We start from the raw sequence: 18210 nt of genomic DNA, 5'->3' as shown, positions 1-18210 counted from the left end.
TCTTCACGCCCGGACATCGACCCCTGACATCGGAACTACTCGTCTAGCCGTAGACGGGCACGACCGCGCCCGAGGTCGGTGCGGACTGTGGACCGGCCAGGAAGACGATGACGGGCGCGATCTCGGCGGGTCGCACCCAGTTGGCGTGGTCGGCGTCCGGCTGGCTGCGCCGGTTGGCCGGCGTATCGATCATCGCAGGTACAACGGTGTTGCACCGCACTCCGGCGGCGCGGTACTCCACCGCGACCGCTGCCGCGAAGGCCAGTACCGCAGCCTTGGCGGTCACGTAGCCGGCGGCCCCGGCGAACGGGACGAGCGCGGCTCGCGACGAGACGCAGACGACCGAACCGCCGCCCGCCTCGACGAGATGCGGCAGCGCGGCCCGGGTGGTCAAGTACGTGGGCCGCAGGTTGATTCGCATCATCTGCTCGAAGTCGTCGATCGGCGTCTCATGGATCGCCCCCGTCCCTCGGTACCCGCCGACGAGGTTGACAACGGCCCGTAGTGGGGCGGCCGGGTCGGCTGTGGCGGTGGCAACGACCTCGTTCACCTGGTCGGGATCGGTCAGGTCGGCGCGGATGGCGGTGGTGCCGGTGGCGGCGACAGTGCCGGTGCCGGCGGTGCGGCTGGTCGACACGACCCGCCAACCACCGGTGGCGAAGGCGTCCACGACCGTCGGGCCGAGACCTCCGGTGCTGCCGGTGACCAGCACGGTGCGCTCACTCATACCCGTGACGGTAGTCGGTGTCGGGCCGCCGGCCGCAACCGGAACCACCCGCCGCAGGGCCTGGAGCGACGCCGTCGACATCACTCTATTGCTAGTGATTTGTACCGTTACTAGTGATCTGCCTAGCTTCAGCATCTATTGAGACGAGAAGTGATTTTGGTTTAATCGCTCGCACCGGTCGGGAATGCTGTCGGAGACGGACATCTCGCGTCGGCTTTCCGACATCGTGTCGACGGTACGCGAGCCATCCGGTGATCTTTACCGACGTCGCCAGGTGAGACCGACGTGCCGGGTGAGGCTGAACCAGGTGCCCGGTCAGACCGTACTCCTGGCCATGACCCGAAACCGGTAGGCAGTGACGAGGATCGCAGGAGGGACAGTGACGGGAATCGCTGCGGCCCCAGTGCCGTCGTGCTGTGCTGGAAGCTTGAAGCTTCCTGCTGGTCGCGGCCGTTGCGGTGATCAGCCGGCCGGTCGCGGCGCGGCGACGCAGCCGTCACCGCGCACGATCCGGGTGCCTGGCAGGAAACGCCAATCCTTCTCACAGCGATTATTCAGGCAATCGTGTCAGCTTCGAGCCACGAGACGGAATCCCTGATGCGTCTCAACTGTTGTGTAGATGTCGGCGCCGGCCGGCCGCACCACCAAGACAACAGTACGTCGGACCGGAAGGTGGACGTGACGGGGGAGAGGCTGATGGAGATGCGCACCGCAGGTGACAGAGCAAGTGGGGTAAACGAGGGGGCCGTGGGCAACGTGGAGAAGACGATGACTTTGCGTACCGACGAGGTCGCCGAGGAGCGGGACCTGGTCGGTGTCTACCTGCATGAGATCTCCCGGACGCCGTTGCTCGACGCCGCACGGGAAGTCGAACTCTCCAGGGCGATCGAGGCCGGCCTGTACGCGGAGTACCTGCTGGACCAGGGCACCCCGCGCGCCGGGGTCAGCCGGGAGGAACTGGAGCGTCTCGTGTTCGAGGGTGAGCGGGCCAAGGACCTGTTCATCCGGGCCAACCTGCGACTGGTGGTGTCGATCGCCCGCCGCTACGTGCGCTCCGGCATGCCGATGCTGGACCTGATCCAGGAGGGCAACACAGGTCTGGTCCGGGCGGTCGAGAAGTTCGACTACGAGCGTGGCTTCAAGTTCTCCACGTACGCGACCTGGTGGATCCGGCAGGCGATCAGCCGGGCGATCGCCCAGCAGGAGCGGACCGTCCGGCTGCCGGTGCACCTGGTCGAGGACGTCAACCGGATGCGCAACGTCGCCCGTCAGTTGACCCGGGAGCTCGGCTCGGACCCGGAGCCCGAGCAGATCGCCACCGCGCTCGGCGTGCCGGTGGAGCGGGTGCACGAGCTGGTGCGTTGGTCGCAGGACACGGTCTCACTCGACACGCCGGTCGGCGACGACGGTGACACCAATCTCGGCGACCTCGTCGCCGACAGCGACGCACCCTCACCCGAGGACATCGTGCTCACCGGGCTGGAACGCCAGCGTATCGAGGGCCTGCTCAACCACCTGGACGACCGGTCGGCCGGCATCATGCGGGCGCGCTACGGACTGGAGGACGGGCGGGAGCACTCGCTCACCGAGGTGGCCTCGCGGTTCTCGTTGTCGCGCGAGCGGATCCGGCAGCTGGAGATCCAGGCGCTCGGCCGGCTCCGCGAGCTGGCCCGGGCCGAAGGTCTGCAGGCCGCCTGAGCCGAGCCCATGATGACGGTGGCCGGCGTCTCCTGCCAGTAGGAGACGCCGGCCACCGGTGTCCCAGGGGACGGCGCAGACGGCGTCAGCGCACCCTGCCGTAGCCGTACGGGGTCATCATGTCCACGCTGGCCAATTCGACGGCGCGACCGAAAGTCGGTGCATGGATCACCTTGCCGCTGCCGACGTACAGCCCGACGTGGTTGAGGTTGCTGTAGAACACCAGGTCACCCGGCTGTAGAGAACCACGGTCGATCTTGGCGACCACGTCCCACTGCATCGCGGCGTTGTGCGGCAGGCTCTTGCCGGCCGCCCGCCAGGCAGCGAGGGTCAAGCCCGAACAGTCGTAGCCGTTGGGACCGTCGGCGGCCCAGACGTACGGCTTGCCGATGGCTCCGTAGGCGAACTCGACCGCCGTGCCGGCGGCGCCGGAGACCGACGGCACAGGTCCGGTGTACGACGAACCGGTCTCGGTCGCGGTGCCGTAGGCCTGCTCCCGCTTGGCCATCAGCTCGTCGATGTCGGCTTCGATCTGCTTCTTACGGTCGGCCAGCTCCTTCACCTGGGCATCCTGCTTCTTGAGCGCCGCCTGCAGCTTCTCCTGCTCAGCCAGGTAGGTCAGCTGGGTGTCGGTGAAGCTGGTGAGCCGCTGCTGCCGGTCGCGGGCCAGGTGGTCCAGGGTGCCCAGCCGGTCGACGAAGCTGCCGGATGTCCCGTCGAGTAGTGCGCTGGCGGTGCTCAGGCCGCCGGATTTGTATGCCGTGATCGCGATCTGCCCGACTTCCGTCTCTGCCCGGGCCAGCTCGGCCTCCAACGGGCCGAGCTGGGAGTTGATCTTCTCGGCTGCCGCCCGGGTCGCCTTGGCCTCCTCACGGAGCCGGTTGTACGACTCGACGACCTTTGCCAACTCGGCCGATTCCTCGTTGATCTGCTGCGTGAGTTCGCTGACGCTGGGCTGGGCGGAGGCCGCGGCGGCGGGTACGACCAAGCCGAGGACCACGCCGGCCAGCGTGAGGGTGCGCAGCAGAATCCGCGCTGATGACAAGAACGCAGAACCCTTCTTCCATCGCCGCCTCCCGGGTTAGCTGACGGATTCGGGCGGGAAGATCGCCCTACCGCGTCGGACGCGGATTCACCCCAGATGCTCGGTGGGTCCCCGAGTCACTGACAGTCGATCACAATTTGATTACTGAACGTAATCTCTGTCGTGAATGATTCGGCGGCACCGGACCGGCGTCACCACTGTCGGTGACTGGCGACCGGACCAGCGGAACCAATTTAGCCGTAACGCTTGTGACCGGAAAGTAGCGTGATCGTGATTAACGACATTGCGACGGGTCGGTGAGACATCTTGGTAACGGAAAGTATCGACTCGAGGTGTTACCGTGATCCAAGACCAAATTGTCGCTTTAGTAAGTTGAGGCAGTTGCTGCCGGCGGGTAACTCTGACAAATTACCCGTAAAGCCTCCAATTGGCGTCCAGGATGCGTCCTGCCGTACGGCATTCTGCTAGGTGGCAGATTGCTCATCTTCCATCGAGTAGCTCGCTGTTTGCACAATGGACCCGCAAGGTCAGCGCCGCACAAGCCCTTCGGAGGCCGCTATGCGTGCTACTCGCCAGACCCCGTCGTTGCGTGGATCCCCGCCGATGCGCGACGCCAGCCGCCCTCGCGGGTGGAACCCCCCGCCGGCGACCGTCCCGGCAACCCCATCGACCTACCCGGCGCCGGCGACGCGCAACAGCCGGGCCGCGACATACGGACAGCAGCCCGTGGCCGGGGCCGCGTCGGTCGGCCGGGGCAACGGTGGATCGGACGGCCTACCGGCGTACTACCGTCAGCCTGGCATCCGCGTCACCCGGGACTGGTTCGTCGTCGCCGGTCAGCGTTACGCCATCCGTGACATCGCGCAGTTGCGTATCGCCCGGGGGGCCCGGGACCGGATCACCGCCCGGGCGGTGGCTCTCGTCGCGGTGATGCTGGCCGGGATCGCGCTGGTGATCGGGTTCACCCGAGGCTTGGACGAGGTCAGCGCCGGTGCCTACCTGGCCCTGTTCGTCGCCGCGTTCGTCCCGGTCGGCCTGGCCTGGCTCGGCGATCGGCTACGGCCCCGCCCGTACGAGCTGTGGGGCCGTCACCAGCAGACGTGGAAGCTGCTGTTCAGCAGTGACGAGGAGCGCCAGTTCGGGCAGGTGCGCCGAGCGGTGATGCGGGCGCAGGAGGCGTCCCGGCTGGCGAGGGCCAAGGATCCGGTGATCACCATCGAGCCGTGGCTGCCTGGCCGGCCGTGACCGTCACTACGCCGGACGTTCGTCAAGTTGGCGGGCGGTGCGGTGCAGCAGCGCCAGTGACTCGGCCGGCGGAAGCGAGTCGGCCCTGAGCCGGTCGAAGACGTGCTGGTACGACTGGACGTCGGCCGGCCGGTCGACGATTTCTTCGACCAGCGCGCTCTCGACATAGACCACGTCGTCGGTTTCGGCCTGCTCAGCGAAGCGCAGGATGACGAACGGTCCGAGGATGGTGTTGCTGCCGGCGGTGAACGGCAGCACCCGTACGGTGATGTGCGTGCTCTCGCACATCTTGGCCACGTGCTGAAGTTGTTCCCGAAGTACCCGCGGCCCGCCGGTCATCCGCCGCAGTGCGGCCTCGTCGAGGATCACCTCGATGTCCGGCGGGTCTGCGCCGTAGAGCACCTCATGCTGGCGTGCCAGCCGGATCTGCACCCGCCCTTCGATCTCCGCCGCGGGCACGTGGTGCGGCCCGTCGGCCGGGATGACCGCTCGGGCGTACGCCTCGGTCTGGAGCAGGCCGGGAAAGCTGATCGGCTGGAAGTACTGCAACGCGCTTGCTTCTGCCTCCAGCCCGATGTACGCGGCGTACGCCGGTGGCACTTGATCCTTGTAGCTGCTCCACCAGGCCCGCCGCCGGGCGGCCCGGGCGAGCTCCACCAATTCCTGCACCTGCTGGTGATCACGTACGCCGTAGAGGTCCAGCAACGCCTTGACGTCGTTGGTGGAGATGCTCACCGAGCCGGACTCGATGCGGATCAGCTTCGACAGCGACCAGTCCATCTGCCGGGCGACGTAGTCCTGGGTCAGGTCGGCGGCTTCGCGTGCGCGTCGCAATACGGCGCGCAGGCGCCGACGCCCGATGGTCGGACCCTCATGTCGGGCAGGCATGGAACGCTCCGGGGAAGTGAACCGGCTCCAAGCGGGGGCAGCCCGGTGGGTGAACCGCCAGGAAGAGCGATCTGCCAGCAGAATGCCACCTGGCTAGCTGCTACCTGATTGCACGCTACACCGACCACATCTGGTCTGGTATGGACGGCTGGCCCCTTGTTGTGTGGTAACCGTCCGCGGGATGTACCCGTCCCGCTGAGTCCAAGATCGCGACTGGTACAGTCCGCCCGATTGCCTGCGTGCTCTGATGGCAAATTTACTGAAATATTCCTATAAGGAGTCTGGGTTGACTGGGATGGACACTGCTGGTCCGGCGTGGCGCAAGAGCCGTCGTTGCGAGGCGACGACATGCGTCGAAGTCGCCGCGATCGGCCGGGCGGTCGGGGTACGCAACTCGACCGAGCCCGACGTACACCTGGAGTTCTCGGCCCCGGCCTGGACGGCCTTCGTGGCCCGGCTCACCGCAGCCGGACCGGTGGGCCGGTCGTAGCACCGGTTGCTCCGCTGGCGTCGGGTGCGAAGCGGCGCTGGGCCGAAGCGGCGCTGGGCCGGACCGGGAGGGTCCGCCCAGCGCGTGCCGCCCGCCGCGAATCCGCCCGAATCAGGGCTGATTCGGGCGGATTCGGCACCGGAACGTTTCCGCGATGCCGGCAGACCGGTGCTCCGCCGGGCTCAGTCAGCCACTGACGGCGGTCTGCGGTTGTCCCTGCTTGGCCTGGTGTACCCAGCGGGTGACCACCCGTTCGGCGTAGAACGAGACGAACGGCACGGTACCGGCCAGCATGATCGCCAGGATCCGGCTCAGGGACCAGTTGGCCCGGCGGGCAAGGTCGAAGGCTGCTACCAGATAGACCATATAGAGGAAACCATGGGCCGGGCCGACGGTCTCCACCACGACCGGTTCGCCGAAGAAGTACTTCATCGGCATGCCGATCACCATCAGCACGATCAGCACCACCCCGACCACGTACGCGATCAGGCGGTACCGGGTGAGAGCGCCAGACATCGTCTTCCCTTCCTTGCCGGGCCCGCGCCCGGATTCTTGCCGGGCTCGGAGCTGTCCCGGGACGTGGACGGTCAGCCGGGATACTCGCTTGCCCGGGCTTGTGGATTGGCGTTGAGCCAGGCCAGGTAGCGGTTGTACGCGGCCAACTCGGGGTCGTCGGTGCCCGTGACAGGCGTGGTGAGCATCGATCGGGTGCGGATCGGCCGGCCGATGGCCGGCTCTGCGTCGTTCGCCGCCTCGGCCACGCCAACTCCAGTCGCCTCGGTTGATCCGGCGGACCCGGCCGATCCGGCGGACTCAGCCGACCCGGCCGGTGCGGCCTGCCGGGTCGCCAGACGCATTTCACGGACCCAGACGAACACCACGAAACCAGCAAAGACCGGCCATTCGACCGCGTACGCCCAACTTAGCGTATTGCCGGCAGCGGCTCGGCTGATCTGCCACCAGCCCAGCCCGAGAAAGCCCGCAACCAGCACTACCGCGCCGAGATGACGCAGGATCCAGGCTGGGGACCACAGCTGCCGCATGCACGAAGCGTACCGGCGTCCGACCGGGCTCTCCGACGAGCTGTCGTAGGTGAATCCGATACCACGACGGCGAGCCCGATACGAAGCGGAACGCTCCGGGCACCAGGGGGTCGTGGCTGCGGGCTCTGGGAAGTTTGCCGACCGGCGGTCGGGGAAACCAGCCGGAGAACGCCTCATCGACTCCCCGGAGGCCCCGATGACTGACTCGGCACGGTACGGCGACTACACGCCAGCGGCGGCCGGCACTCCGTTCGAACCACGACCCGGCCAGGTCCCGGTCGGCGGGGACGGTGACGCTGGGGACGCTGGCGGTGCGGGCGGCGGCCCGGAAACCGGCATCGACCCGATCGCGTTGACCGACGACGACCTGCTGCGCGAGATGGGCAGCCTGCACCGTACCCGGCTGGACACCTTGCGGCACGGCACCGATGCGGCGCTCGCGAACCATCTGCACCGCACGGCCGATCTGGAGACCGAATACCTCACCCGCAATCCCGGCCGGGAAGTCGACCCGGCCCGGTTGCGCGAGGGGCGGTGAGCGGTGGCTGCGTCCGTCGAACGCGGGGTGTCGGTGCCTCCCGAAGTAGCTTTCGACACGGCCACCGACCCGGATCGACGTACGGCGTGGCTGCCGGCTCCCCTGCGGCACAGCGCCCGCGCCCAACGCACGCGCGGCGACGGCCTGCGGGCGCGCTGGCGGGCCCCGCACGGGCCGTGGTCGGCCGCGGTGCAGGTACATCCGGTGCAGGCCGGCGGCGCGATGGTCAGCTTGGAGCTGGATGCCGACCTGCCGCACGAGCAGCTCATCCGGATCGCGGACGAAACGCTGACCAGCCTGGTCCGGGCGATCTCCGACAACCTCAACGCAGGCTGACGTCTGGCTCAACGGCTCAGTCGGCTCAGTTGACCGTGAGGCCGGGCCGTTCGAGCCCGGACCAACCGCGTGGCGTCTCCGGCTCACGGTCGGAGTCCGTGCCTTCGATGATGTCCTTCGCCACCGCGGTGTCGTCGTGCTCACCGGCGAAGTCGGCGTCGTCGTCGGGTGCCTGGCCGGTCGGAGTCTGACCGAGTGCCGGCCTTGGCTGCTTGCGGTCGGAGTCGTCGTCGGCCATCCTCGTCAGCTGCCTTCCCTCGGCTGGTGCAGGACTTCCTCGGCCTCGTCCTGGGCGTACTCACCTTCGGGTAGGGCGCTGATCCTGGTCAGTAGATCTGCCGGTAGGTCAGCGGCGACGGCCCGACGGGCGATCTCCGCCCGGCTGACCCGTTCCTTGCCCAGGTAGATGTCGTCGAGCAGTTCGTACAGCCCGGCCCGGGACGGTTCATCGGTCACCCATGCCTGCTACCCGGGCCGACGACCACCAAACGCCGGTCGCCGTGGTGATCGAGCTGCGGTGGTGATCGAGCTGCGGTGGTGATCGACACCACGCCTGGGCGGGAACACCGCTGCCCGGCGTGTGGTTGAGTAGGACGTCGGCACGTCCAGTGTCCCCGGGCCTCACCAAATATCGCCCTCGCGGAATACCGTCCGGCTGGAGCCGCGTCGTGCCACTCGCCGAGAGGCGACCTGCGTGCCGGCGCCGGACCGCCCCGCGACCCTCCAGGGTCGCGGGGCGGTCCGGTACCTGGCCCGGGTGACTCACCCTGCGGGCATCCGTGTTCGGCCTCCTGCGTCGGCCAGCGCACCTACCCTCGGTCGAGGAGGTGGAATCATGATCGGCACCATCCTGTGGGCGCTCATCGCCGGCGCGGTCATCGGCGCGTTGGGGCGGCTGCTGCTGCCCGGCCGCCAGAACATCTCGATCTGGCTCACCATCGGCGTCGGCATCGCCGCGGCCCTGTTGGGCGGGGTGATAGCCGCCTGGCTCGGGATCGGCGAGACGGCTGGTGTCGACTGGTTGCGGCACGCGATCCAGGTGGCTCTCGCGGTCTTCTTCGTGTGGATCGCCGCCAGGGTGGCGGGGCACCGGCCGACCGACGCGCCGGGCCGCGCCACCCGCTGACGCGTCAGCGGAACCTGCGGCGACCGGCGGCATCACCGTGACGTCGACGGCATCACCATGGTGCCGCGGCGAGCGTCGTCCGACGCTCGCCCACCGCAACGGCCAGCCGCTGCAGCACCTCGGCGGTCTGCTCCCAGCCGAGGCAGGCATCGGTGATCGACTGCCCGGGCACCAACTCGCGGGTCGGATCCAGGTCCTGACGCCCAGGCACCAGGAACGACTCCAGCATCACCCCGGTCAGACCACGCTGCCCGGCGGCGAGCTGGGCGGCGAGGTCGGCGACCACCAGCGGCTGGCGGCGGTGGTCCTTGCCGCTGTTGCCGTGGCTCGCGTCGACGACCAGCCGCTCGGGCAGATCTGCGGTACGTAGCAGCGCCAACGCGCCGGCCACGGATTCGGCGTCGTAGTTGGGCTTGTCGGCGCCGCCGCGTAGCACCAGGTGACAGTCGGAATTGCCCCGGGTGTGCAGGATCGCCGGGGTCCCCGACAGGTCGATGCCGGGGAAGACATGCGGTACGGCGGCCGCCCGGATCGCGTCCACCGCCGTCGCGACGCTGCCGTCCGGTCGGTTCTTCATGCCGATTGGCATGGACAGCCCGGAGGCGAGCTGGCGGTGCACCTGGCTTTCCACCGTACGGGCGCCGATCGCGCCCCACGCGACGGTGTCGGCGATGTACTGCGGCGTGATCGGGTCGAGGAACTCGCAGCCGACCGGCAGACCGGTGCGCAGCACCTCCAGCAGCAACGAGCGGGCGATCCGCAGACCCGAGTTGACGTCACCGGACCCGTCCAGCCGGGGATCGTTGATCAGGCCCTTCCAGCCGACCGTGGAGCGAGGCTTCTCGAAGTAGACCCGCATCACGATCAACAGGTCGTCGGCGAGCCGTTCGGCCTGCGCGGCCAGCAGGTGGGCGTACTCCAACGCGGCGGCCGGGTCGTGCACCGAACAGGGACCGACCACGACCAGCAGACGGTCGTCCCGTCCGTCCAGCACGTCGGCGACCCGATTTCGGCCGTGCAGGACCCGCGTGGCCAGTTCCTCGTCGAGCGGCAGTTCGTGATGCAGCAGCGCTGGGGTGGTTAGCGGGACCACCCGGTCGATCCGTTGGTCGGTGACACGTCCGGTGGGGATCATCGTGGGGTTTCCTTTCGCCGGTTGCGCTGGGGGCCGGCGTTCCCCAGGCCAGAGCCGGCTGCTCGTGGGGCATGGAAAAGGGCAGGGGCTTGCTGCCCTGCCCTTGGCCGGCTCTGGTGGGTGACGTCAGGTCAAGGCCGAGTCACCGGCACCAGGGCCGGCCGCCTAAACCATCGATACGTATGCACCACGGCGCTCAGTGTACCGGATGCTCGGCCGGCCGCCGTCGCCGGACGTCGCCGGTTCCTCGTCGCCTGTTAACTCTGGTCGATATCTGTGGTCACCGGGAGCGTTTAGCGTCATCGACCTAGGCCAATCCATGTGGAGGTCGGGATGGACCGTCGTACCCTGCTGCGCACCAGCGTCGTCGCCGCCGGAGCGGTCACCTTCTCCGGCAGCCTCTGGACCGGTGCGTTCGCTGCCCCGGCCCAGCCCGGCACCGGCCCGTACGGCCCGCTGGGCAGCCCCGACGCCAACGGCATCGCGTTGCCCGGCGGCTTCACCAGCCGGATCGTCGCCCGATCCCGTCAGCGGGTCGGATCGACCTCGTACCGCTGGCACGACGCGCCGGACGGGGGCGCGTGCTTCGCCGCCGGCTCCGGCTGGGTCTACGTGTCCAACTCGGAGATCTCCATCACCGGCGGCGCGTCGGCGATCCGGTTCACCGCCGACGGCGGCATCGCCTCGGCGTACCGGATCCTGTCCGGCACCAACCGCAACTGTGCCGGCGGGGCGATGCCGTGGGGCACCTGGCTGTCCTGTGAGGAGGTCAATCGCGGGTACGTCTTCGAAACCGACCCGCTCGGCGGCACCGTCGCGGTCCGCCGGTCCGCCATGGGCCGGTTCTGCCACGAGGCCGCAGCCGCGGATCCGGTCCGCCGGGTGATCTACCTGACCGAGGACGAGACCAACGGCTGCTTCTACCGGTTCCGCCCGAGCACCTGGGCAGATCTGTCCACCGGTGTCCTGGAGGTGCTGGTCGCCGGCACCGGCACGAGTGGGCCGGTGAGCTGGGCCCAGGTGCCCGACCCGGACGGCAGCCCGGCCCTGACCCGTGACCAGGTTTCCGGTGCGAAACGGTTCAACGGTGGCGAAGGCTGCCACTATGCCGACGGCGTCTGCTGGTTCACCACCAAGGGCGACAACCGGGTGTGGGCGTACGACGCGGTGAACCAACGGATCGACCTGGCCTACGACGACTCGCTGGTGTCCGGCACCCCGCCGCTGACCGGGGTCGACAACATCACCGGATCGCACGGCGGCGACCTGTACGTGGCCGAGGACGGCGGCAACATGGAGATCTGCCTCATCACACCGGACGAACGGGTGGCGCCGTTCCTGCGGATCGGCGGCCAGTCGTCGTCGGAGATATGCGGTCCGGCGTTCTCCCCGGACGGCTCCCGGCTCTACTTCTCCTCCCAGCGGGGCACCTCCGGTGCCTCCTCCGGCGGGATCACCTACGAGGTCCGGGGCCCCTTCCGGTCCTGACCCGCGGGCGGCCAGGCGTAGTCGGACGCGGTAGCGGGTAACGGCATCCGACATGCATCCCAACGAATCCCGGACCGGGCCGGACCCGGTCACCGAGCCTGTCGCGGATCCCGAGGCGGATCGGATCGACTCGCGCGCCGGCCACCTGCTGCCCGAGGAGGCGGCGGCCGGCAGCGACGATCCGGTGCGCCAGGCCGCCGCGATCCTCGACGAGTCCGATCAGCGCGTGGCGGGCCCGGACGCAGTCGCCGTGCGGGAGCACTGCGGCGCGCGGCCCGTACCGGTGGTCGAACCGCCGGACTGACGACCGGGCCGGGCCGGTGCGGTCGCGGTCTGTCCGCATCGGCTAACGTCGAGCACATGTCGCCCAACGGGTATCCCTGGCCGATCGAGACCACCAGGCTGGACAACGGACTGCGGGTCGTCGTCAGCACCGACCGCAGCGTGCCGGTCGTAGCGGTCAACCTCTGGTACGACGTGGGCTCGCGACACGAGCCCACCGGCCGGACCGGTTTCGCACACCTCTTCGAGCATCTGATGTTCGAGGGTTCGGTCAACGTGGCCAAGACCGAGCACATGAAGCTGGTGCAGGGGGCCGGCGGCTCGCTCAACGCGACCACCAACCCCGACCGGACGAACTACTTCGAGACCATCCCGGCCGAGCACCTCGCGCTCGCGCTGTGGCTGGAGGCCGACCGGATGGGTGGTCTGGTGCCGGCGTTGACCCAGGAGACCCTGGACAACCAACGCGAGGTGGTCAAGAACGAGCGGCGACAGCGCTACGACAACGTTCCGTACGGCGACGCCTGGCTACGGCTGCTGCCGCTGCTGTACCCGCCCGGACATCCGTACCATCATGCCACCATCGGGTCGATGGACGATCTGAACGCCGCCGATCTGGCGACCTTTCAGGCGTTCCACCAGATGTACTACGCGCCGAACAACGCGGTGCTCACCGTGGTCGGTGACACCGACACCGACGAGGTGTTGAGCCTGGCGGACAAGTATTTCGGCGGCATTGCCGCCCGCAGCGACATCCCCCCGGCCCCGGACGGGCGTGACCCCGCGCCGCTGGCCGGACCGGTCGAGCAACTGGTGACCGCCGACGTGCCAGCGCCCCGGCACTACTTCGCCTACCGGACATACCCGTACGGCGGACCGAAGTACGACGTCGCGACGGTGCTCGGCACCGTACTCGGCAGCGGTCGTGGCAGCCGGCTGTACCAGCGGCTCGCCGACGGTGCCCGGCTTGCCCAGCCCGACTACCTGGGCGCCTACGGTGTCGATCTGGCGCACGCCCCGGCCCCGCTGATCATCACCGCGACCGCCCAACCCGAGGTGAGCGCCGAGCGACTCGCCGATGGTCTCGCCGAGGTCATCGACGAGGTGGCACGGGACGGGGTCACCGAGGCGGAGGTCGAACGCGCCCAGGCGCTGCTGACCACGTCGTGGTGGCGGATGGTCGCCAGCTTCGAAGGCCGGGCCGACATCCTCGGCCGCTACGCGACGCTGTTCGGCGAACCTGCCCGGGCCGGTGAGCGGCTGCCCGGGTGGCTGTCGGTGACCGCCGAGGCGGTCACCGACGAGGCCGCACGCCTGCTGCGGACCGACAACCGGGTCCAGCTCAGCTACCTACCGGAGGGCGACAAGTGACGATCATCGCGCAGCGGCCCGGTCCAGGCGCGGCCCGGCCGTACCGGTTCCCCGAGGTGATCCGCCGGCAGGTCGCCGGTGGTGAGGTCGTCGCGGCCCACCTGCCCGGCCACCGGTTGGCAGTTGCCAGCCTGCTACTCGACGCCGGTGCCGGTCACGAACCGGCCGGCCGGGAAGGCCTCGCCGGTGTGCTGACCAAGGCGCTGGAGGAAGGCACCGCCGCCCGCGACTCGGCCGCCTACGCGCTGGCCCTGGAGAGCCTCGGCACCGAGTTGTTCTTCTCGGTGGACTGGGATTCGTTCCGGGTCGGCGTGCAGGTTCCGGCGGCCCGCCTCGGCACCGCCGTCGAACTGCTCGCCGAAGCGGTCCGCCGGCCACGACTCGATCCGGCCGACGTCAGCCGGGTCCGCGACGACGAGGCGACCGCGCTGCGGATGTACTGGGCCAACCCCGGCCCCCGGGCGGACGCGGCGCTGCGGGCCGACCTGTTCGGCGCGGATCAGCGGCACGGCCGGCCGATGGGTGGTGACCCCGACTCGGTCGCCGCGGTCACCGTCGCCGACGTGGTCGACTTCCACCGCACCTGGTTCAGCCGGCCCGGCACCCTGCTGGTCACCGGTGACCTGGACTTGATCGACCTGGACGCGCTGGCGGCGACCGCGTTCGCCGGAACCGGTGGGGAACCGTCGCCGGTCGATCCACCGTTGCCGGTCCAGTTGCGGGACCGACGGCGGATAATCCTGGTCGACCGGCCCGGCTCGGTCCAGTCCACGCTGCGCCTCGGTCACCCGGCACCGCACCGGTCCCACCCGGACTACGTGCCGATGACCCTGGCCAGCACCGTGCTCGGCGGTGCCTTCACCTCACGGCTCAACCATCTGATCCGCGAGGTACGCGGCTACACGTACGGCATCCGGTCCGACTTCGGGTTGGCCCGCCGGTTCGGCAGGTTCTCGGTCAGCTCCAGCGTGCAGACCGCGGTCACCACCCCCGCGCTCATCGACGCGGTCGGCGAGGTGGCCCGGACCCAGGCGGACGGTGTCTCCGAGGAGGAGCTGGCGACGGCCCGCTCCTGGCGGGCCGGGCAGCTGACGGTGGAGCTGCAGACGCCGGCGGCGATCGCCAGCGCGCTGACCACCCTGGTGGTCTACGGGCTGCCCGACGACTACCACGCCCGGCTGCGCGAACACCTGTTGTCGGCGACGGTCGAGCAGGTCTCCGCCGCGGCCGCCACCCACCTGCACGCCCAGGGCCTGACCGTCGTAGTGGAGGGCGACGCCGCGCAGGTGCGCGACGAACTGGCCGCCTCCGGCCTCGGGGAGTTACTCGGCGATCCGGCCTGACTCGGGCAGTAGTGCCAGACTCGCCCTTACCCGGTCCGCAGCGGCTGCGTTGTCGACCGCGATCCACAGTGGCAGGGCAAGGGCGAGTTGAGCCTGGGCCGCGGTGACGTCCCCGCTCTCCTGATGGACCGTGGCGAGCTCCGTCCGCGCGTCCGCTTGGCCGGCACGGTCGTCCAAAGTGGAGTAAAGTCCGAGCGCTCGATCGAGATTGCCCACCGCTGCGGTGTAGTCACCCATCAGCCGCTCCAGGATCCCGAGGCTGGTCAGGGTGTTGGCTTCACCGGCCAGGCTGCCCACCCCTCGATAGAGGCTGAGGGCCTGCTCGAAATGACTACGGGCGGTCGGATGTTCCCCGACTACTCGGTCGAGCATTCCGAGCTGGCTGTAGGCGAACGCCATGCCCATTCGGTCGCCGGCGTCGTGATAGCTGGTCAGCGCGTCGTACAGCAGCTTGCGGGCTGCCGGGTATTCTCCAGCCGCCCGATGCAGCGCGCCCAGTTGGACCTGGGCATACGCCTGTCCCCGGCCATGACCTAACGCGGTGTGCAGGTGGAGCGCCCTGGTCAAGTGCACCCGGGCGGCGTCCCAGTCACCGGTCAACCGGTCGATCCCGCCGAGACTTGAGTACGCCTCGGCCTGTCCGGCCTGGCTACCGGCCCGGCCGTAGTACTCCAGCGCCAGATTGGCGTGTGCCCGGGCTGCCGCGTAGCGGTTGACCAGCTTGGCGACGGCGGCCAGTTCGGCATGTGCGTAGGCCTGCCCCAGTACGTTGCCGAGCCGTTGGTAGCCCTGCATCGCCTCGTCGAACCGGCGCTGTGCGGCCAGGTAGTCCCCGGCGATCTGGTCGAGCACGCCGATTTCCATCAGCACGTTGGCCCTGCCGAGCAGGCTCTTCACCTGCTGGTAGTGCGTGTCCGCCGCATCGAAGTGACTTCGTGCGGCGGTGGGGTTGCCGGCGATCTGATCCAGCGTGCCGAGCCCAAGATGACAGTTCGCCTTTGCCAGCAGGTCGCCCGTGTCGGTCGCGACCCGCAGCGCTCCGATCAGCAACGGTCTTGCCTGGAGGGCATAGCCCCGTTCTCGGAAGAAGCGGGACATCACCGACGGCAGCATCCATGCGTACGGCACGACGCGGTGGTCGATGGCGTGGCGCGCGCAGGCGAGCAGGTTGGGTAGCTCCGCCGCGAACCAGGCGCGAGCTGCGGTGTCGCTGGTCTGCCCGGTCCGGCCGTCGGGTACCGGGTCCGGGCAGCCGGGCACACCGGGACCGAGCAGCCGGTCGGCGACCGTCGCTGATTCCAGATATCTGCGAAGCAGCCGCTCCACTCCGGTCGCATCCAGATCGACCGCGGCCTGCCGCGCGAATTCCCGCACCAGGTCGTGAAACTGGTACCGACCACGGGCGACCTCCTGCAGGAGGTTGTGTTCGTACAACGTGTCGATTGCCCGGTCGGCGCCGGCCTCGTCGAGGTCGGTCAGGGCGGCCGCCACTGCGGCGGTGATGCTCGGACCCGGATGCTGGCCGAGGTGCAGGAATACCTTCCTGGCGGCCGGTGGGAGGCTGCGGACCGACAGCTCCAAGGTGGCCACCACCGCATCGAGTGGAGTGTCCAGCGCGGCCAGTAGGTCATCGACTATCTTCGACGGGCGGTGGGCCAGCCACGCGGCTGCGACCTCAATGGCCAACGGGAGATATCCGCAGCGGGCGACGACTGCGTCGACCGTCGGCAGTTGATCGGCGGTGCGGATCGGTCCGACGATCGAGATGAACAGCGCGACCGCCTCCCGCGCCGGCATCGTGTCGAGCGAAACCGGACGTACATCGGGCAGGGTGAGCCGGCGACGACTCGTGATGATCGCGACGCATTCCCCGGTGCCGGGCAGCAACGGGCGGACCTGTTCCGCGTCGGACGCGTTGTCGATGACGACCACGGCGCGTCGACGTGAAATCTGTGCCCGCCACAACACCGATCTGGCATCCGGGCTGGGCGGAATCCGATCCAATGGGACGCCAAGTGCGACAAGGAGCACTTCGAGCGCTTCGTCGGTTCTCATTGGTGCCTGGTCGCTGAGATAACCACGCAGATTCACGTACAGTTGTGCATCGGGATAGTCGGCGGCGAGTAGGTGTGCGACATGCACGGCGAGGGCTGTCTTGCCCACCCCACCCATCCCGTCCACAGCGTGAATGGCCAGGGCGGATCCCTCTTCGCCGGTGGCCGCCGCCAGTAGGAGTCGCACCTCTTCATGTCGACCGGTGAAGACGCCGATGTCGCGGGGGAGGGTGTTGACGCCGGAGCCGGCCGCCTGCGCCGGTGGCGTTACGCGCTTGTCCTCAGCCGGCTGGTCGGGCCGCGCCGGCGGTGGTGCTCCCGGTACGTGGTGCTCCCGGTCGACCAGCACGGCGACGGCGATGCTGCCGGCGACGAACGCGAGCAGTGCGCTGCCCAGCGTCCAGCTCCAAGTAGCGGTGACAAGATTTGTCGTTATTCCGACAGCGGCGCTGGTGATCGGAATGCCGGAGATCAATGCCGTCCTGGCTAGACGGGCGCGACGGGTATGAGGCGAGGTGCGGTTCATGCGGGACTCCGAAATCGTTTTCGAGGTCCGTTGTCAGCTGTTTTGCTGCATTGTATCGACATCTATTACCCAGTGTATCTGCTGAAGTCGCAGCTTGATACATGGGCGAGTGTCCACCGGGGATCCCAATCGCTGACGGTAGGCGACCGAACACAGTCGAACCCGAAACGGTGTGTCGTCCGTTGTACCCGGGTGTCCGCATCGTGCCGCAGAGAGGCGAACGCCGATGCCCCAGCTCGAGACGTCCGTGATGATCCGGTATGCGACCTACACCGACACCCTACGGGTGGCCCGGACCCTGGTCGACGCCTTCCTCGACACTCCCGAGGCCGCCTGGCTCATCCCGGATCCCGCCACCCGACGGCAGGTCTTCCAGCGGTTCTGCCCGGCCCTGATCGATTATGGGTTGCGCCAGGGCAGCATCTATCTGACCGAGGACTACAGTGCGGTCGCGGTGTGGCGTCCGTGCAGCCTGATCCTGCCCAATCCGGTGGAGTACGAGCAGTTGCTCGACGACACCTGCGGCGTGCACGCCTACCGGTTCCGGTTGCTCGACGACGCACTGGCCGAGCGGCACCCGGTGGGGGAGCACCACTACCTGGCCTACCTCGGGGTGAGTCCGAGCCGGCAGGGCTACGGCCTGGGCACCGCGCTGCTGGCGCACCGGCACGCCATTTTCGACACCGCCGGCAGCGCGGCGTACGTGGTGGCCAGTAGTACGGGCGCCCGGGACCTGTACGCCAGGCTGGGCTACCAGCCGACCGCCGCCGCGCCGTTCACCCTGCCCGACGGCGGTCCGATGCTCTGGCCGATGTGGCGCCAGCCCCGGCTCATCCGCCGTTCCGGCTGAACTTGACGAGCGGGTCGGCAGAACC

The 18210-nt window shown here is 68.9% G+C and carries 20 protein-coding genes and 1 riboswitch; of the genes, 11 read left to right on the top strand and 9 right to left on the bottom strand.

The features are described 5' to 3' along the window. Positions 1-43: 43 nt before the first annotated feature. On the bottom strand, positions 44-727 hold the full coding sequence (locus ACN27F_RS09495; RefSeq protein WP_421432551.1) for an SDR family NAD(P)-dependent oxidoreductase: 684 nt from the start codon (positions 725-727) through the stop codon (positions 44-46). Positions 728-1495: 768 nt separating this feature from the next. Between ACN27F_RS09495 and ACN27F_RS09490 the strand changes: the two genes are divergently transcribed. Then, entirely contained in the window at positions 1496-2425 is a 930-nt protein-coding gene (locus tag ACN27F_RS09490; RefSeq protein WP_421432549.1) for a sigma-70 family RNA polymerase sigma factor, read from the top strand. 85 nt (positions 2426-2510) lie between these two features. Here ACN27F_RS09490 and ACN27F_RS09485 read toward each other — a convergent pair whose 3' ends face one another. Next, positions 2511-3470, bottom strand: coding sequence for an NlpC/P60 family protein (locus ACN27F_RS09485; RefSeq protein WP_421432546.1), 960 nt, complete (start codon positions 3468-3470; stop codon positions 2511-2513). 10 nt (positions 3471-3480) lie between these two features. Beyond that, positions 3481-3609: riboswitch (cyclic di-AMP (ydaO/yuaA leader) on the bottom strand. 419 nt (positions 3610-4028) lie between these two features. Here ACN27F_RS09485 and ACN27F_RS09480 point away from each other — a divergent pair. Then, the gene (locus ACN27F_RS09480) at positions 4029-4715 is read left to right on the top strand and encodes a DUF6232 family protein (RefSeq protein ID WP_421432543.1); all 687 of its coding nucleotides are present in this window, start codon (positions 4029-4031) and stop codon (positions 4713-4715) included. A gap of 6 nt (positions 4716-4721) precedes the next feature. On the opposite strand, the gene ACN27F_RS09475 is transcribed toward ACN27F_RS09480, so the two are convergent. Then, positions 4722-5603 (bottom strand): helix-turn-helix domain-containing protein, encoded by an 882-nt coding sequence (locus tag ACN27F_RS09475; RefSeq protein WP_421432541.1) that lies wholly within the window; start codon positions 5601-5603, stop codon positions 4722-4724. Positions 5604-5898: 295 nt separating this feature from the next. On the opposite strand from ACN27F_RS09475, the gene ACN27F_RS09470 reads away from it, so the two are divergent. Continuing rightward, on the top strand, positions 5899-6093 hold the full coding sequence (locus ACN27F_RS09470) for a DUF397 domain-containing protein (protein ID WP_421440077.1): 195 nt from the start codon (positions 5899-5901) through the stop codon (positions 6091-6093). Between the two features lie 186 nt (positions 6094-6279). On the opposite strand, the gene ACN27F_RS09465 is transcribed toward ACN27F_RS09470, so the two are convergent. Together ACN27F_RS09465 and ACN27F_RS09460 are read right to left on the bottom strand one after the other, a co-directional pair. Further along, positions 6280-6609 (bottom strand): DUF3817 domain-containing protein, encoded by a 330-nt coding sequence (locus tag ACN27F_RS09465; protein WP_421432538.1) that lies wholly within the window; start codon positions 6607-6609, stop codon positions 6280-6282. A 71-nt stretch (positions 6610-6680) separates the two neighbouring features. After that, on the bottom strand, positions 6681-7136 hold the full coding sequence (locus tag ACN27F_RS09460) for a hypothetical protein (RefSeq protein WP_421432536.1): 456 nt from the start codon (positions 7134-7136) through the stop codon (positions 6681-6683). A gap of 196 nt (positions 7137-7332) precedes the next feature. Here ACN27F_RS09460 and ACN27F_RS09455 point away from each other — a divergent pair, with 196 nt between their 5' ends. Both ACN27F_RS09455 and ACN27F_RS09450 read left to right on the top strand, forming a co-directional pair. After that, positions 7333-7674 (top strand): DUF6158 family protein, encoded by a 342-nt coding sequence (locus tag ACN27F_RS09455; RefSeq protein WP_421432534.1) that lies wholly within the window; start codon positions 7333-7335, stop codon positions 7672-7674. Positions 7675-7677: 3 nt separating this feature from the next. Further along, complete coding sequence (locus ACN27F_RS09450) at positions 7678-8010, top strand: hypothetical protein (RefSeq protein ID WP_421432532.1); 333 nt, start codon at positions 7678-7680, stop codon at positions 8008-8010. Positions 8011-8035: 25 nt separating this feature from the next. Here ACN27F_RS09450 and ACN27F_RS09445 read toward each other — a convergent pair whose 3' ends face one another. Beyond that, complete coding sequence (locus ACN27F_RS09445; RefSeq protein ID WP_421432530.1) at positions 8036-8248, bottom strand: hypothetical protein; 213 nt, start codon at positions 8246-8248, stop codon at positions 8036-8038. 5 nt (positions 8249-8253) lie between these two features. After that, positions 8254-8466: a hypothetical protein gene (locus ACN27F_RS09440; RefSeq protein ID WP_421432527.1), complete on the bottom strand. Its 213-nt coding sequence runs from the start codon at positions 8464-8466 to the stop codon at positions 8254-8256. A gap of 379 nt (positions 8467-8845) precedes the next feature. On the opposite strand from ACN27F_RS09440, the gene ACN27F_RS09435 reads away from it, so the two are divergent. Beyond that, on the top strand, positions 8846-9136 hold the full coding sequence (locus ACN27F_RS09435; RefSeq protein WP_421432524.1) for a GlsB/YeaQ/YmgE family stress response membrane protein: 291 nt from the start codon (positions 8846-8848) through the stop codon (positions 9134-9136). A 52-nt stretch (positions 9137-9188) separates the two neighbouring features. Here ACN27F_RS09435 and ACN27F_RS09430 read toward each other — a convergent pair whose 3' ends face one another. Beyond that, positions 9189-10271, bottom strand: a complete 1083-nt coding sequence (locus ACN27F_RS09430; protein ID WP_421432522.1) for a 3-deoxy-7-phosphoheptulonate synthase — start codon at positions 10269-10271, stop codon at positions 9189-9191. A 333-nt stretch (positions 10272-10604) separates the two neighbouring features. Here ACN27F_RS09430 and ACN27F_RS09425 point away from each other — a divergent pair, with 333 nt between their 5' ends. The 4 genes from ACN27F_RS09425 to ACN27F_RS09410 are packed head-to-tail and all read left to right on the top strand — an operon-like array spanning position 10605 to position 14755. Continuing rightward, the gene (locus ACN27F_RS09425) at positions 10605-11759 is read left to right on the top strand and encodes an alkaline phosphatase PhoX (protein ID WP_421432519.1); all 1155 of its coding nucleotides are present in this window, start codon (positions 10605-10607) and stop codon (positions 11757-11759) included. 52 nt (positions 11760-11811) lie between these two features. Further along, positions 11812-12063 (top strand): hypothetical protein, encoded by a 252-nt coding sequence (locus ACN27F_RS09420; protein WP_421432516.1) that lies wholly within the window; start codon positions 11812-11814, stop codon positions 12061-12063. 56 nt (positions 12064-12119) lie between these two features. Further along, positions 12120-13412: a M16 family metallopeptidase gene (locus ACN27F_RS09415; RefSeq protein WP_421432514.1), complete on the top strand. Its 1293-nt coding sequence runs from the start codon at positions 12120-12122 to the stop codon at positions 13410-13412. Next, a complete protein-coding gene (locus ACN27F_RS09410) occupies positions 13409-14755 on the top strand; it encodes a M16 family metallopeptidase (RefSeq protein ID WP_421432508.1) in 1347 nt (448 codons plus the stop codon). The genes ACN27F_RS09415 and ACN27F_RS09410 overlap by 4 nt, the downstream gene beginning before the upstream one ends. Here the strand turns inward: ACN27F_RS09410 and ACN27F_RS09405 are convergent. Then, positions 14735-17284 carry an ATP-binding protein gene (locus ACN27F_RS09405; RefSeq protein WP_421432506.1) on the bottom strand — a complete coding sequence of 850 codons (2550 nt, stop codon included), beginning with the start codon at positions 17282-17284 and terminating at the stop codon, positions 14735-14737. The two genes, ACN27F_RS09410 and ACN27F_RS09405, sit on opposite strands and share 21 nt — an antisense overlap. Before the next feature lie 277 nt (positions 17285-17561). Here ACN27F_RS09405 and ACN27F_RS09400 point away from each other — a divergent pair, with 277 nt between their 5' ends. After that, the gene (locus tag ACN27F_RS09400; protein WP_421432503.1) at positions 17562-18185 is read left to right on the top strand and encodes a GNAT family N-acetyltransferase; all 624 of its coding nucleotides are present in this window, start codon (positions 17562-17564) and stop codon (positions 18183-18185) included. The last annotated feature ends 25 nt before the right edge of the window (positions 18186-18210 follow it).

Source organism: Solwaraspora sp. WMMB335 (assembly GCF_049179075.1).
Taxonomy (GTDB): Bacteria; Actinomycetota; Actinomycetes; order Mycobacteriales; family Micromonosporaceae; genus Micromonospora_E.
This window is presented reverse-complemented; position numbering and strand designations above follow the sequence as displayed.